The organism is Hydrogenovibrio sp. (genome assembly GCF_965140365.1).
GTDB lineage: Bacteria > Pseudomonadota > Gammaproteobacteria > Thiomicrospirales > Thiomicrospiraceae > Hydrogenovibrio.
In genome coordinates this window covers 2,314,912-2,327,580 of record NZ_OZ223196.1, presented here as the reverse complement: position 1 = coordinate 2,327,580, position 12,669 = coordinate 2,314,912, and the positions used below count along the sequence as shown (strand labels likewise).

Sequence of the window (12,669 nt, the reverse complement as noted above, 5' to 3'; positions counted from 1 at the left end):
TTCGTGTTTCGCTGCGGTTTTATCTTCAGTAATCGTAAGCGACGGTTACCCCATAGGTTCTTGGCGCACCTTGTTGGGTATACAGGTCCTTGCTGTAATTGGTTCTCGGGTCGATGCCGAAATAATAGCCGCGTGTTGCATACTGAGTATCGCCCAGGTTTTTGCCCCAAAGGGTGACCGTCCAGTTTTTACGGTTATAAGTCACCGCGCTGTTGACCAGGGAATAGGCTTTGGATTTTTGGTCATGGCTGTCTGAGAAATAAAAGGCATCTTTCCCTTCGATGTTGGCGCTTATGGTCCAGTTATCCGTTAGGTAGATTTCCCCGCCGAAGCTGAAAGTGTAACCCGGGGCATGGGCCAGAGCTCGCCCGTTCATATTGATGTCGTCGGCGGGATTATTCGGGTCAACGTAGGTGTAATCGGTAAACTCGGTTTGCAATAGCCCTAAGGTTCCAAGCAATCGCAACTGATCCAATGCCAACCAATCCGCTTGTCCTTCCAGACCGTAGTAGGTGCTTTCGGCGGCATTATCCATGTAAATCGTAAATGCCGGAGAGTTGACCTGCTGGGTTGAACTGTTCACTTGTTGGTCTTTACGTAACCCGTAGAAAACGTTCAAACGCGTATTCAAACGGTTATTCAGCATCGAAGAATTCAAACCGGCTTCCAGGTTCCATAAGTATTCGGCATCAAAAGGGATTTTATCTTTCGGCAAGCTGGCATCGTCGTTCACGCCGCCCGATTTATAGCCTCTGGATAAGGTGACAAAGGTCAAGTGTTCTGGGGTGACCTGGTAGCTCGCGCCTAATTTCCCGCCGTATAAGACTTCGTCCGTCGAGTCGGAAAAACCATAGGAGTTGTCATAATCGGCCTGAAATTGTTCGATACGCAATCCGGCAATCAAGGTGGCTTTCGCTGTCAGATGGTAGTCCAATTGACCGTAGGCCGCGAGATTATTGGTTTTATAATCGCTGGATTCTTTGCCGCTCGGATCCGTCACATACGGATAGGTGCGGTGAAGTTTTTCGTCTTGCTTCAGGTAATAAATGCCCCCGACCCAATCCGTTGTGCCATTGAAGATGCGTCCGGTTTCGGAGGACATAAAGCGCAATTCCAATGACTGGTTTTTGCGATCACGTTTGTAAAAATCAAAGGCGGAGTAACCGTTAGGGTCAAAGCCGACATAGGTCCAATCGTCGTCATAACCGTATTTGCTGGTGCTGTCGGTTTGCGTCAAAATGGCCACCATATCGACCGAATCGGTCATCGCATAATCCGCTTTTAAGGCAATGCCATCGGATTTCAGGCTGTCCTGTCCCGGTTGGTCGCTGATGGTTTTGTTGTCATTGGTAAAACTGAAAGCATCGTAGCCATCGTCTAAGTTGAGGTGTAGTAGCTTTAAATCAATCGTCAGATCATCGGATGCATACCATTTTAAATTGGCTCGCGCGGTCAGTTCATCTTGCTTTTGAGTGTTCTTTTTATCTAGGTGGGTGTTTTCAATATAGCCGTCGGAATTGTATTGATAAATTGCCAAGCGGCCTGCCAATCTGTCTTTGACGATTGGGCCGTTCAACATCACGCCACCGGCATAGGTATTGTGTGAACCGACCGTGGCCTCGACTCGGGCCGATGGTTCGAGAGACGCTTCATTGGTTTGCACTTGAATCACGCCCGCCAAGGCTCCGGAACCAAAACGCGTGCCTTGCGGGCCGCGCAACACTTCCACTTGATTGACGTCAAACATTGTTGCGGCCGCGCCGATACGGCTGTAATCAAAGTCATCGACCAGTACACCGACAGAAGGATTCAGTGGCGTGGAAAACTGGCCTCTCTCACCGATGCCGCGAATCTGATAATAATGCGCCGTTGCACCGCCGCTCGCCGCGTTGACGTTAGGCATTAAACCAATCACATCTTCAATGTTTTGGGCATCGCGTTCCTGTATCTCAACCGGGGTGACGACGGTGACACTGGAGGTGCTTTGTTGAATGTTCGCTTCACGAAAATCGGCTTCAATTTTGACGGGCTTGAGTTTGACCGTTTTGGTGTCGCTGGTGGTTTCCTCGGCCAGAGACGGTGTCGAGTGCCATAAACCGAATGATAAGAATGACGCCGGAATCACGGCGGATAAAATGGATTTCAGGTGCATGTTGCTTCCTTTTCAGTTCACCAAAAAGGACAGGTATGCAATTCGGACATTCGCCAGGGATGGGGCTAAGATCGAGTGTTGCAGCCTGTTCCTACGCCAGTATTAACTGGATCAGGTTATAAGGGTTCCCTTTCAGCAGGATCTCAGGCCTTTCGACCACCCCTCGGCATAAATTCAGAGACGCTGGTTCGTACGGTAGCGCCTCTCTAAAAAACGTGAGGAGCGATTATAAAGCAAAAGCGTTCGGATTTGAATTGTTGATATGACATGAATTTCGGCCAGGCCTGGCCGAAACCTGGAAACCGTTACGTTACTCGTTTAAATCGACGGAATATCGTCGGAGTCGTAAGGCAGGCGTTCGTCGCCGTAAATTTCTTCCGAAAACGACTCGACCCGTTCTTCGGCGATGTCGGTACGCGCGAATTGCGCAATGTGGAAAAGCGCTTCACCTTCATTGACTAAAGGCATGACCATCTGGCCGATGACGATGCCACTGGCATTGGCGTAAACTTCGAACTCGGCTTCGCCGAAAGGATCGGAAATGACGCCGAGCAGGGTTTGATCTTTCTGAACTCGGTCGCCGTCGTTGGCCAAGGCTCGGAAAATGCCGCTGTGCGGTGCGCGAACCCAATAACTGGAACGGGCGATGACCGGGCTTTTAGACGGTTTCTTCGGGGTGCGGCTGGGGGCGATCATGCCCAGATGTTTCATGACGTTCAGCACGCCTTTGACACCGGCGCGAATGGCGAATTCGTCAAACCGAAGAGCTTCGCCCGCTTCATACAGTAGGATGGGGATGTTCTTTTTCACGGCAGAGGCCCGCAGGGAACCCGCGCGCAGGTTGGCGTTCATCATCAGTGGGGCTCCGAAGGCTTCGGCCATGGCCAAGGTTTCGTTGTCTTCGAGATTTGCGCGAATCTGCGGCAAATTGGTGCGGTTGATGGCCCCGGTATGGAGATCAATGCCGTGCGAGCATTGGCCGACGATTTCATTTAAAAAAAGGTGGGCCATTCGCCCGGCTAAAGACCCCTTTGACGAGCCGGGAAAACTCCGGTTGAGATCGCGACGGTCCGGTAGATAACGACTTTGGTTGATGAAACCGTAGAGGTTAACGATGGGCACGGCAATGAGTGTGCCTTTCAGGCGTTGCAGCGCTTTGACTTTCATCAAACGGCGGATGATTTCCACACCATTGAGTTCGTCGCCGTGAATGGCGGCACTGATAAATAAGGTTGGCCCTTTACGTTTTCCATTAATCACCTGTACCGGCATATTCAGTTCGCCGTGGGTATAGAGCTTGCCCACTTGTAAATCGACGGTTTTTCGCTCGCCGGGATGGATGGTTTCTGTCCCGATGGTAATGGCATGATTGGTCGGTTTTTTCATGGTGTTTTCCCAAAGGTGACGGCGGGTTTAGCCTTTGCCACGTGTTTTGGTATGGTGCGGTTTGGCATTTTTTTCGATGAATTCAATGATCTGCCCGGCAACATTTTTATTCGTAGCGGTTTCAATGCCTTCGATGCCCGGCGAGGAATTGACTTCCATCACGACCGGGCCGTGGTTGGAACGCAATAAATCCACGCCGCAGACATTCAGTCCCATGATTTTCGCCGCGCGTACCGCAGTGGCGCGCTCTTCGGGGGTGATGCGTACCAACGAAGCGCTGCCCCCCTGATGCAAGTTAGAACGGAACTCGCCGTCTTTGGCCTGGCGTTTCATGGCGGCGACGACTTTTCCGCCGATGACGAAACAGCGTAAATCCGCGCCGCGCGCTTCTTTGATGAATTCCTGGACCAGGATGTTGGCTTTCAAGCCGTTAAAGGCCTGAATGACCGACTCGGCGGCGGAGTGGGTATCGGCCAGCACCACGCCGACCCCTTGGGTACCTTCGAGCAGTTTGATGACCACCGGCGCACCACCAACGGTTTGCAACAGGTCATTGACGTCGTCCGGCGAATGGGCAAAACCCGTGACCGGCAGGCCAACACCACGGCGCGACAACAGTTGCAAACTGCGCAGTTTGTCGCGCGAACGGGAAATGGCTACCGATTCGTTTAACGGGTAAACGCCCATCATTTCAAATTGGCGTAAAACCGCGGTACCGTAAAAGGTCACGGAGGCCCCGATGCGGGGAATAATGGCGTCAAACCCTTCCAGTATCTCGCCTTTGTAATGGACTTGCGGGTGGTTTGATGAAATATTCATATAGCATCGCAAAGCGTCGATGACACGCACTTCGTGACCTTGCTCTTCAGCGGCTTCAATTAAGCGGCGGGTGGAGTAGAGTTTAGCGTTGCGCGATAGAATGGCAATTTTCATAAGCAAACCTTTCCGTCGTACGGTGTTGCAATGGACGTGTTTTAAGGGCGTTCGAACTCGGCATTGGTCGTTTAAGCCCGAATTCGATAGCGAGTTTTTGAGTGTGAACTGGAAGACACCTTCTAAATGGATTCTATGCCAAATAGGATGCAATTCATACTCTTTTTTTACGCTTTGAATGAGGCGGATATGAATCAATAATTGATGATTACGGCTTTAGTTTCGGGGGCTTTTAAGGTATAAAGAGAGCGGCGCGCACCCAGCGTTGTTAAAACCGATAACCTTGTTTCAATATACTTGCATAAAGAAAATGACCTCATGACGGCCAGCGACGAAAAACCTTCAAATTCCGACGAAAAATTGCTCGAACTTCAAGCCTTGTTAAGCGAAGGCGATCAGGACAAAGTCTGTGAGTTCTTTGATGAGCAGAGTGATATTGAAATCGCCCATTTGCTGGAATCTTTTCCCGCCAATGCCCGTGAGCGGATTTGGATATGTGTTCCGGATGAATTGAAAGGCGAAGTGTTGGCCGAAGTCGGTGAAGACGTTCGGGCGACATTAATGTCCGATATGGAAGCCGAAGTGGTTTCCGATTTGACCAAAGACCTGGATGCGCAGGACATTGCCGAGATTCTCGATACGGTCGAAGAGTCGGTCAAAGAAGCGGTCATTGACAATCTGGACGACAGTACCCGCGAACAAGTACAGGTGTTGCACGCTTATGGCGATGATTCGGTGGGCCGTTATATGGATCCGAATACCGTTAACGTCAAAGAAGACGTGACCTTGGAAACCGTGCAACGTTATATTCGCATCAAAGGGCTGTTGGACGAGCGTTCTCAGGAGTTCATGGTGACGGATAAGGAAAACCGTCTGGTCGGTTCCTTGAGCCTGGTGGATTTGGTCAAAAACAATCAGGAAGCGCAGGTTTCGGAGTTCATGCATCAGTCGATTTCGTTGTTGGATGAAATGGACATACACGATGCGGCGGTGGTGTTGCGTTCCAAGGAATTGCGATTTGCACCGGTGGTGAATGCGGATGGTTTGCTGGTTGGGCAGTTAAATATCGAACATATTATGGAAATCACCCGTGAGGATGCAGATAGCACGTTATTGGGGATGTCCGGGGTCAGAGATGATGAAGAGTTGTTTGCGCCGGTCATGACCAGTGCCAAAAGCCGGGGTGTTTGGCTGGGAATCAATTTGGCGACGGCGTTTTTGGCCGCGTATGTAATTGGTCAGTTTGAAGCGGTGTTGTCGCAGGTGGTGGCGCTGGCGGTGTTGATGCCGGTGGTGGCGAGCATGGGCGGCATTGCCGGCAGTCAGACATTGACCGTGATTATTCGCGGCTTGGCCATGGGGCAGGTCGGGGGGAATAACCGTTGGTGGTTGTTCAATAAAGAACTTTGGGTCGGGGTGTTGAACGGCCTGGTCTGGGCGTTGGTCGTGGGCGTGATTGCTCAGTTATGGTTTGATAACTGGATTGTGAGCTTGGTCATTACGTTGGCCATTGTCATCAATATGACCGTCGCCAACGTGTCGGGCATCGCCATTCCGTTGATATTGAAACGCATGAAAATCGACCCGGCCTTATCCGGCGCGGTGATTCTCACCACGGTCACGGATGTGGTCGGCTTTTTGTCCTTCCTCGGTTTGGCAACGGTGCTGATTCTGCATTAAAGGGTTGCAAACCGAATTCCCAAAACGCCCAGGCCTGGGCGTTTCTGTCATCACGGATTGAAGAGCGCGATTACAACAAAGAATCGATTTGCGCTTTGGCGGCGTCGATGGACTTGGCAACGGCGTCTTCCCCCATGCCCATGCCGGCGGCTTCGATAAAGGTGATGTCTTCGATGCCGATGAAATTCAAGGCGGTTTTCAAGTAAGGCTTGACGAAATTCAGCGCGTCCATTGGCGGTTGCGTGTAATCCCCGCCGGATGCGATGAAGACATAAGCTTTTTTCCCTTTCAGTAAGCCTTCCGGACCATTTTCACCGTACTGGAAAGTTTCGCCCACACGTAGAATGTGATCTAAATACGCCTTTAAAGTGGATGGAATGGCGAAGTTGTACATCGGGCTGGTCAGTACGATGGTGTCTGCGGCGCGGACTTGCGCCACGTATTGTTCGGATAGGGTTAAAGCGCGTTTTTGTGCGTCGTCGCGTTCAGCCGGCATCGTGTACATGGCACCGATCATCGCCTGGTCTATGTGCGGCGGTGGCGTGGCGGCCAAGTCGACTGTTTGGATGTCAGCGTTATGGTTCTGGCTTTGCCATTTCGATAGGAAATAATCGGCCAGTGCTTTGGAATGAGAGCCTTGGGATAAGGCGCTGCTGTCAATACGAAGTAAGCGGGTCATAGTGGTTTCTCCTGAAACGTAGCGTTCATTGCATATTCTGATGACAGTGTATAAAGAAACAAAATGTGAATAAACCAGCGATAAAGCAAATAACTGTTGCTTTTATAGCAACAATAGAGCGGGAGAAGAGCGGGCGGCCCAGTCACAGATGCGACCGGGCGAAAAGTCGTGCCGGTTTATTTCAAACCGGACAGAATAGCATTTTCCACTTGGTCGATGGCTTGCGTGCCGTCGACTTTGATGTATTTCAATGCCGGGTTTTTGGCCGATTCATCGGTGTAGTAACCGATTAAAGGCGCCGTCTGTTCGTGATACACCTTCAAACGATCCAGTACCACTTCGGCTTTGTCGTCGTCGCGCTGAATCAAGTCTTCACCGGTTTCGTCGTCCTTGCCTTCCTCTTTCGGCGGGTTGTAGGTCAGGTGGTAGGTGCGGCCGGATGCCGGGTGCACACGGCGGCCGGCCATGCGGTTGACGATTTCGGAATCCGGCACATCGATTTCAATAATGGCGTCGATGTCGACACCGGCGGCTTTCAATGCATCCGCTTGCGGCACCGTTCTTGGGAAACCGTCCAATAGAAAGCCGTTGGCACAATCCGGCTCGGCAATGCGGTCTTTGACCAGACCGATGATGATTTCGTCCGTGACCAGTTTGCCGGCATCCATGAATTCCTTGGCTTGTTTTCCAAGCGGGGTTTCGGCCTTGATGGCGGCGCGCAACATGTCGCCGGTGGAGATTTGCGGAATATCGAATTTTTTGGTCAGGAATTGGGCTTGCGTCCCTTTTCCGGCGCCGGGAGCGCCCAGAAGAATAAATTTCATAATCAGTTCTCGCTTTAGGTTGTAGATAGGGCACCTCGAATACCCCCCAGTGGATTCTGGCAACGCCAAGTTTGTCAGGTCAAGGCATGGCGCTGCAGGAATGTCTAGACATTTCAAAGCGTCATAACGCCGAGCTGACGAACTTGGCTAAGCCCCTTCGGGCGAGGCTAAAAGGCCGCTTCTTCGTTGTTACGACTCTTGACCTTAGAGTGACTAAGGTCGGCGAGCCGCGCCTAGAATAAGCGGCCTTTTAGTCCCGCAGAATCTCACTGGAGGGTATTCGAGGTGCCCGATGTCAGTGGCGGCTATTTTATCAAATTGAACAAGGGAACCTCCATTAATTCTGGACCGAGCAGATGGAGAGTCAACATCCCCGTTCACCGATGAAGAGGCTCACTTTAGAGGGTCATTTTAAAAGGCTTTGAATCATTCGGTCGGCCTGTTGTTGATAACCGCCGCCGAACAGTGTGAAATGGTTTAACACATGGTAGAGGTTATAAAGCTCTTTACGCTTGACATAGCCTTTATCCAGCGGGAAAACGCTGTTATAACCGGCATAGAATTCGGGTGAAAAACCGCCGAACAGTTCGGTCATCGCCAAATCGGCTTCGCGGTCGCCGTAGTAACTGGCCGGGTCGAAAAACACCGCCTCGCCGTCAGTGGTAAAGGCGCTGTTGCCGCCCCAGAGGTCGCCGTGCAAGGGCGAGGCTTCCGGTTGGTAGTCGTCGAAAAACTTTGGCAAGACTTCAATTAAGGCGTGTCCTTGTTCCACCAGACTATCGGACGCGCCTTGCTCGTGCGCCAGGGTGAGCTGGTGTGCCAGTCGTTGTTGCCCGTAAAACGTCACCCAGTCTTCGGACCAGGTATTAGGTTGCACGGTATGACCGATGTAGTTGTCTTCCGGCCAACCGAACCGCTTGTCTGGGTTGACTTGGTGGTGCAGTAAGGCCAAGTCTTTGCCGCGCTGTTCGTCGTCGCCACGTGACGTCAGTGGCAGATATTCCAAAACCAGCCAGGCCTGGCCGTTTTCGATGCCGGTGGCGATTACTTTCGGAACTCGTACGCTCAGGGTGTTTGCCAAGGCATTGAGGCTGTTGGCCTCGGTTTCAAACAAGTGCGACAGGTGGTCGAGGTTGGTCTTGAGAAAAAACTCGCCTTGCGCGGTGTGCAGATGGTAGGAATGATGGATGTCACCGCCCGAGACCGGTGCGGCGCTTTCGATGTCGAACGGACGCCCGGTGCTCAGGGCGATGGATTCGGAAAGGGCTTGCCAGTTCATAGTCACTCCTTTGCTGAATGTGCGGTCGGAACTGTGACCGATCAGTCGAACAGTTCCTGGGTGATTTGCTCCATTTTGGTCTCGGAGATGTCGGGAATTTCCGGCGCATTCTGCTCGCGGAAAATTTCAAAGAACGCACCCGGAGTATCCGCCGGAACCGCCAGGCCGGTTGAACGGTCAATCGGCACATTCACTAAGCCTTCCGGTAAGCCGAAAGGGGCATTTGGGTAAGGCTTTAAGGCTTCGCGCATATAATCGATCCAAATCGGCAAGGCCGCGCGGCCGCCGACTTCGGAACGTCCCAGTGTGGTCGGGGTGTCGAAGCCGACCCAGACGGTGGTGGCGATGTCCGGATTAAAGCCAGAGAACCAGGCGTCTTTTTGATCATTGGTGGTGCCGGTTTTCCCGGCGATGTCGTTACGCTGTAATACTTTGGCCTTGCGCCCCGACCCGTGATTGATGACGTCCTGCATCATCGACGTCATGATGTAGGCATTTTGCGGGGTGATGACGCGCGGCGCATTTTGCGGGTCGTCTTCCACACATTGAGCGTTACAGGCGCGTTGTGGTTGGGCCTGGTAGATGGTCTGGCCGCTGAAATCTTGCACCGATTCAATCAGGTACGGCTCGATTAAATAACCGGTGTTGGCAAAGGTAGCGTAGCCGCGTACGACTTGCAACGGCGTGAGTTGGACGGAGCCAAGTGCCAGTGACAGGTCACGATGGGCATTTAATTGGTCAGGCGGAAAGCCGAAGCGTTCCAGATAATTGACCGCGTAACGAATGCCGATTTGCTGTAAAAGTCGAATCGAAACCAGGTTTCGAGAATGGGCCAGTGCCATTCTCAAACGGGTCGGGCCATAGAAACGCCCGGAGTAGTTTTCCGGACGCCAGGTGTCTTCCAACGCGCGGTCGTGGAAGACCACCGGCGCATCGTTGATGATGGTAGCGGCGGTCAGGCCTTTGTTCAAACCGGCGGAGTAGAGGAAGGGTTTCACATTGGAACCGACCTGACGCACTGCCTGGATGACGCGGTTGAATTTGCTGCGGAAATAATCAAACCCGCCGACTAATGAAATGATGCGGCCGTTGCTTGGGTCAACCGACACCAAGGCGGCTTCGGTTTTCGGGTCTTGCGCCAAACGCCATTGGCCGTCGAGTTTTTGCAGATAAATCACATCGCCGCGTTTCAACACATCGGCGACGGATTGTGGTTCGGAGCCGGTTTTGTTGACATCGATGTAAGGTGCCGCCCACAACATGTTTTCCAGTTTCAACTGGGTTTCTTCGCCGTTGGAAATCAACACGTCGGCGGTGTTTTGGGTGACCCGAAGCACCACGCCGGTTTCCAGATAACCGAACTTCTGGATTGGGTCGAGGGTTTCCAGTAACTGTTCCTTGTCGGTCAATAAGGTCGGCGCGACGTGTTTGATTGGGCCGCGATAACCGTGGCGACGTTCGTAATCCTGCAAGCCGTTTCGGACAGAAATATTAGCGGTGTTCTGCAATTGGCTGTCGATGGTGGTCACAATGGTCAAACCGTTTTTCAGCGCGTCTTCCCCGAAGTTGTCGATGGCGAAGCTGCGCGCCATTTCCGCCACGTAACCGGCTTCAATATCAATGCGGGCACCGGTCAGTCTGGCATGCACCGGCACGGCCTGAGCTTGTTTCATCTGTTCTTCGGTGATGTAATGGTTTTCGTACATGCGGCGCAAAACGTAGTTACGGCGCAGTTTAGCTCTTTCCGGGTTATAAATCGGGTTGTAGCGGGACGGTGCCTTCGGCAAGCCGGCAATCATGGCGTATTCGTCCAGCGACAGTTGATTGATGGGTTTGCCGTAATAGGTTTGTGCCGCGGCGGCCACGCCGTAAGAGCGGTAGCCAAGGAAAATTTTATTCAGATAAATCGCCAGAATTTCCTGCTTGGAGATCTGGTGTTCGATTTTATAGGACAGCACGATTTCGTTGAATTTACGCAGGTAGGTTTTCTTTTTACTCAGGAAGAAGTTACGGGCCACCTGCATGGTGATGGTGGAACCGCCGGATTGTTTGCTGCCGGTGGTAATCAGCTCGTAGGCGGCACGCGCCAAGCCTTTGAAGTCCACGCCGCCGTGCTCGAAGAAGTTTTCATCTTCCGACGAAATAATCGCTTGTGTCATACGTTCCGGAATTTCGGAGTAATCCAATGGAATGCGTTTTTTGGTACCGATTTCACTGATCAGTTGTCCGTCACGCGTGACGATTTTTAAGGGAACTTGATAGGTCACTTCTTTCAGCGCGGAGGCGTCGGGCAGGGTCGGATAGATGGTCACGGCATAAACAATCACGGCGACGAGTGGGGCGACGATGGCACCCAAAAAAGTGGAAATCCAGAAAAAACGCTTGAAATGCTTACGCTTTTTTTTCGGAGCCTGTTCGGGCTCTTGTTCAGGTGTGCTGTTTTGTGTCTCGTCGTTCATTATGGTGTCTTATGTAAAAATTGGGGGTTATCAACCGGGTTCTGCTATGTTTCATGTACTTTATATATCGTATCGAGCGTCGAAGTCTTGATATTTTGTTGAACGCGGATGAATGGTTGGCGGGTGAAGGCCATTACGCGAATTATACGGGAAATCAAATCGATACAAAAGACGGGATTATTGGTAAAGGTGGACGAAAACAAAAAGCCCGGCAAATGGCCGGGCTTTTTAAATCAGCGAAATGAAAACGAAATTATTTCGAGTAACGCTTGGTTTTGATGTCGCTGTAGATCAAGTATAGATTACCGACAACAATCGTCACAATCGCAGCCACAACGCCGAACATGCCGATGCCGACTTGTAGGGACTGTGGCAAATAGCCGGCCCAGATACCTAGTAAAACGGCGAGAGGGATGACCACAGTGATCAAAAGGACGCCGATCATTTTCATTAAATTGCTCATTTCTTATTCCTCAGATGAGTTGTGAATCCTTACAACAGTTTCGAACTATACTGGCGTTAAGGGCAAATTTCAAATAAAAATCTTGATTGAGGTCAAGAAAGAATCCTTATGGCTGCAAAAGTTTTTTTGGGCGGGTCGACAAGGCTTGTAGCTTCAGTATCCCGCACGGTTTCATATACTTAGCGCAAAATAGGTTTTAATGCCTTCCAAAATGCTGTTGGTGGCGACGGCGGCGAGAATCAACCCCATGACCCGGCTGATGACGCTGGCACCGGCGTCGCCAATCAAGCGGTGGATAAAGGTGGCACCCAGCAGCAGCACAAACGTAATGAGCAACACCAATAACATCAAACCGGTGGTGACGCCCTGTTCCATAACTTCAAAACGGTGATTGTCGGTGAGCATGACCACCGCCATCATGGCGCCCGGTGACGCGATGGATGGAATGGCCAGCGGAAAAATGGCGTGATTGACCGGCGAGCCTGAACGGGCCTCTTGTTGGGCGAGCAATTCTTTTTCTTCCTGGGGTTTGCTGTCGCCGAAAATCATCGTCAACGCGAATAAAAACAATACGATACCGCCGGCGATTTGAAAGGCCGACAAGGCAATGTTCATCGATTCCAGCAGCAATTGACCGGCAATGATGAAAAACAGCAATACGCCGGCAGAGGTAACGATGGCGAAGAGCGCCAGTTTGCGTTGCTGAACGGCGGTGTAACCCGCCGCGACCGCGAGGAAGACCGGAATGGTGCCAATCGGGTCAATGACGGCCCAAAGGATAATGAACTGCTGTATCAAATCATGCATAGTGTTG

Annotated in this window: 10 protein-coding genes and 1 riboswitch; of the genes, 1 reads left to right on the top strand and 9 read right to left on the bottom strand. The window is 51.7% G+C overall.

Annotated features, from left to right (window positions below):
* Nucleotides 1-25 precede the first annotated feature (25 nt).
* The 3 genes from AC0KH7_RS10970 to rimK form a co-directional block, all read right to left on the bottom strand.
* Nucleotides 26-2,152: a TonB-dependent receptor gene (locus tag AC0KH7_RS10970; RefSeq protein WP_472373361.1), complete on the bottom strand. Its 2,127-nt coding sequence runs from the start codon at nucleotides 2,150-2,152 to the stop codon at nucleotides 26-28.
* 70 nt (nucleotides 2,153-2,222) lie between these two features.
* Nucleotides 2,223-2,326, bottom strand: a riboswitch (TPP riboswitch).
* A 144-nt stretch (nucleotides 2,327-2,470) separates the two neighbouring features.
* Nucleotides 2,471-3,538 carry a succinylglutamate desuccinylase/aspartoacylase family protein gene (locus AC0KH7_RS10965; protein ID WP_472373359.1) on the bottom strand — a complete coding sequence of 356 codons (1,068 nt, stop codon included), beginning with the start codon at nucleotides 3,536-3,538 and terminating at the stop codon, nucleotides 2,471-2,473.
* A gap of 27 nt (nucleotides 3,539-3,565) precedes the next feature.
* On the bottom strand, nucleotides 3,566-4,471 hold the full coding sequence (gene rimK, locus AC0KH7_RS10960; protein WP_472373357.1) for a 30S ribosomal protein S6--L-glutamate ligase: 906 nt from the start codon (nucleotides 4,469-4,471) through the stop codon (nucleotides 3,566-3,568).
* Between the two features lie 318 nt (nucleotides 4,472-4,789).
* On the opposite strand from rimK, the gene mgtE reads away from it, so the two are divergent.
* Entirely contained in the window at nucleotides 4,790-6,151 is a 1,362-nt protein-coding gene (gene mgtE, locus AC0KH7_RS10955) for a magnesium transporter (protein WP_472373355.1), read from the top strand.
* Between the two features lie 70 nt (nucleotides 6,152-6,221).
* On the opposite strand, the gene AC0KH7_RS10950 is transcribed toward mgtE, so the two are convergent.
* From AC0KH7_RS10950 to AC0KH7_RS10925, 6 genes are all read right to left on the bottom strand, one after another.
* Entirely contained in the window at nucleotides 6,222-6,830 is a 609-nt protein-coding gene (locus AC0KH7_RS10950; RefSeq protein ID WP_472373353.1) for an FMN-dependent NADH-azoreductase, read from the bottom strand.
* 176 nt (nucleotides 6,831-7,006) lie between these two features.
* Nucleotides 7,007-7,654, bottom strand: a complete 648-nt coding sequence (gene adk, locus AC0KH7_RS10945; protein ID WP_472373351.1) for an adenylate kinase — start codon at nucleotides 7,652-7,654, stop codon at nucleotides 7,007-7,009.
* 406 nt (nucleotides 7,655-8,060) lie between these two features.
* The gene (locus tag AC0KH7_RS10940; RefSeq protein ID WP_472373349.1) at nucleotides 8,061-8,933 is read right to left on the bottom strand and encodes a fructosamine kinase family protein; all 873 of its coding nucleotides are present in this window, start codon (nucleotides 8,931-8,933) and stop codon (nucleotides 8,061-8,063) included.
* A gap of 41 nt (nucleotides 8,934-8,974) precedes the next feature.
* Nucleotides 8,975-11,392 carry a penicillin-binding protein 1A gene (locus AC0KH7_RS10935; RefSeq protein ID WP_472373348.1) on the bottom strand — a complete coding sequence of 806 codons (2,418 nt, stop codon included), beginning with the start codon at nucleotides 11,390-11,392 and terminating at the stop codon, nucleotides 8,975-8,977.
* A gap of 253 nt (nucleotides 11,393-11,645) precedes the next feature.
* Nucleotides 11,646-11,855 (bottom strand): hypothetical protein, encoded by a 210-nt coding sequence (locus AC0KH7_RS10930; RefSeq protein ID WP_029939033.1) that lies wholly within the window; start codon nucleotides 11,853-11,855, stop codon nucleotides 11,646-11,648.
* 171 nt (nucleotides 11,856-12,026) lie between these two features.
* The gene (locus tag AC0KH7_RS10925; protein ID WP_472373346.1) at nucleotides 12,027-12,662 is read right to left on the bottom strand and encodes a MarC family protein; all 636 of its coding nucleotides are present in this window, start codon (nucleotides 12,660-12,662) and stop codon (nucleotides 12,027-12,029) included.
* Between the last annotated feature and the right edge of the window lie 7 nt (nucleotides 12,663-12,669).

What these genes read in the sequence shown, in the direction of transcription:
- AC0KH7_RS10970 (WP_472373361.1), bottom strand. Translation starts at nt 2,152, where the DNA reads ATGCACCTGAAATCCATTTTATCCGCCGTGATTCCGGCGTCATTCTTA.
- AC0KH7_RS10965 (WP_472373359.1), bottom strand. Translation starts at nt 3,538, where the DNA reads ATGAAAAAACCGACCAATCATGCCATTACCATCGGGACAGAAACCATC.
- rimK (WP_472373357.1), bottom strand. Translation starts at nt 4,471, where the DNA reads ATGAAAATTGCCATTCTATCGCGCAACGCTAAACTCTACTCCACCCGC.
- mgtE (WP_472373355.1), top strand. Translation starts at nt 4,790, where the DNA reads ATGACGGCCAGCGACGAAAAACCTTCAAATTCCGACGAAAAATTGCTC.
- AC0KH7_RS10950 (WP_472373353.1), bottom strand. Translation starts at nt 6,830, where the DNA reads ATGACCCGCTTACTTCGTATTGACAGCAGCGCCTTATCCCAAGGCTCT.
- adk (WP_472373351.1), bottom strand. Translation starts at nt 7,654, where the DNA reads ATGAAATTTATTCTTCTGGGCGCTCCCGGCGCCGGAAAAGGGACGCAA.
- AC0KH7_RS10940 (WP_472373349.1), bottom strand. Translation starts at nt 8,933, where the DNA reads ATGAACTGGCAAGCCCTTTCCGAATCCATCGCCCTGAGCACCGGGCGT.
- AC0KH7_RS10935 (WP_472373348.1), bottom strand. Translation starts at nt 11,392, where the DNA reads ATGAACGACGAGACACAAAACAGCACACCTGAACAAGAGCCCGAACAG.
- AC0KH7_RS10930 (WP_029939033.1), bottom strand. Translation starts at nt 11,855, where the DNA reads ATGAGCAATTTAATGAAAATGATCGGCGTCCTTTTGATCACTGTGGTC.
- AC0KH7_RS10925 (WP_472373346.1), bottom strand. Translation starts at nt 12,662, where the DNA reads ATGCATGATTTGATACAGCAGTTCATTATCCTTTGGGCCGTCATTGAC.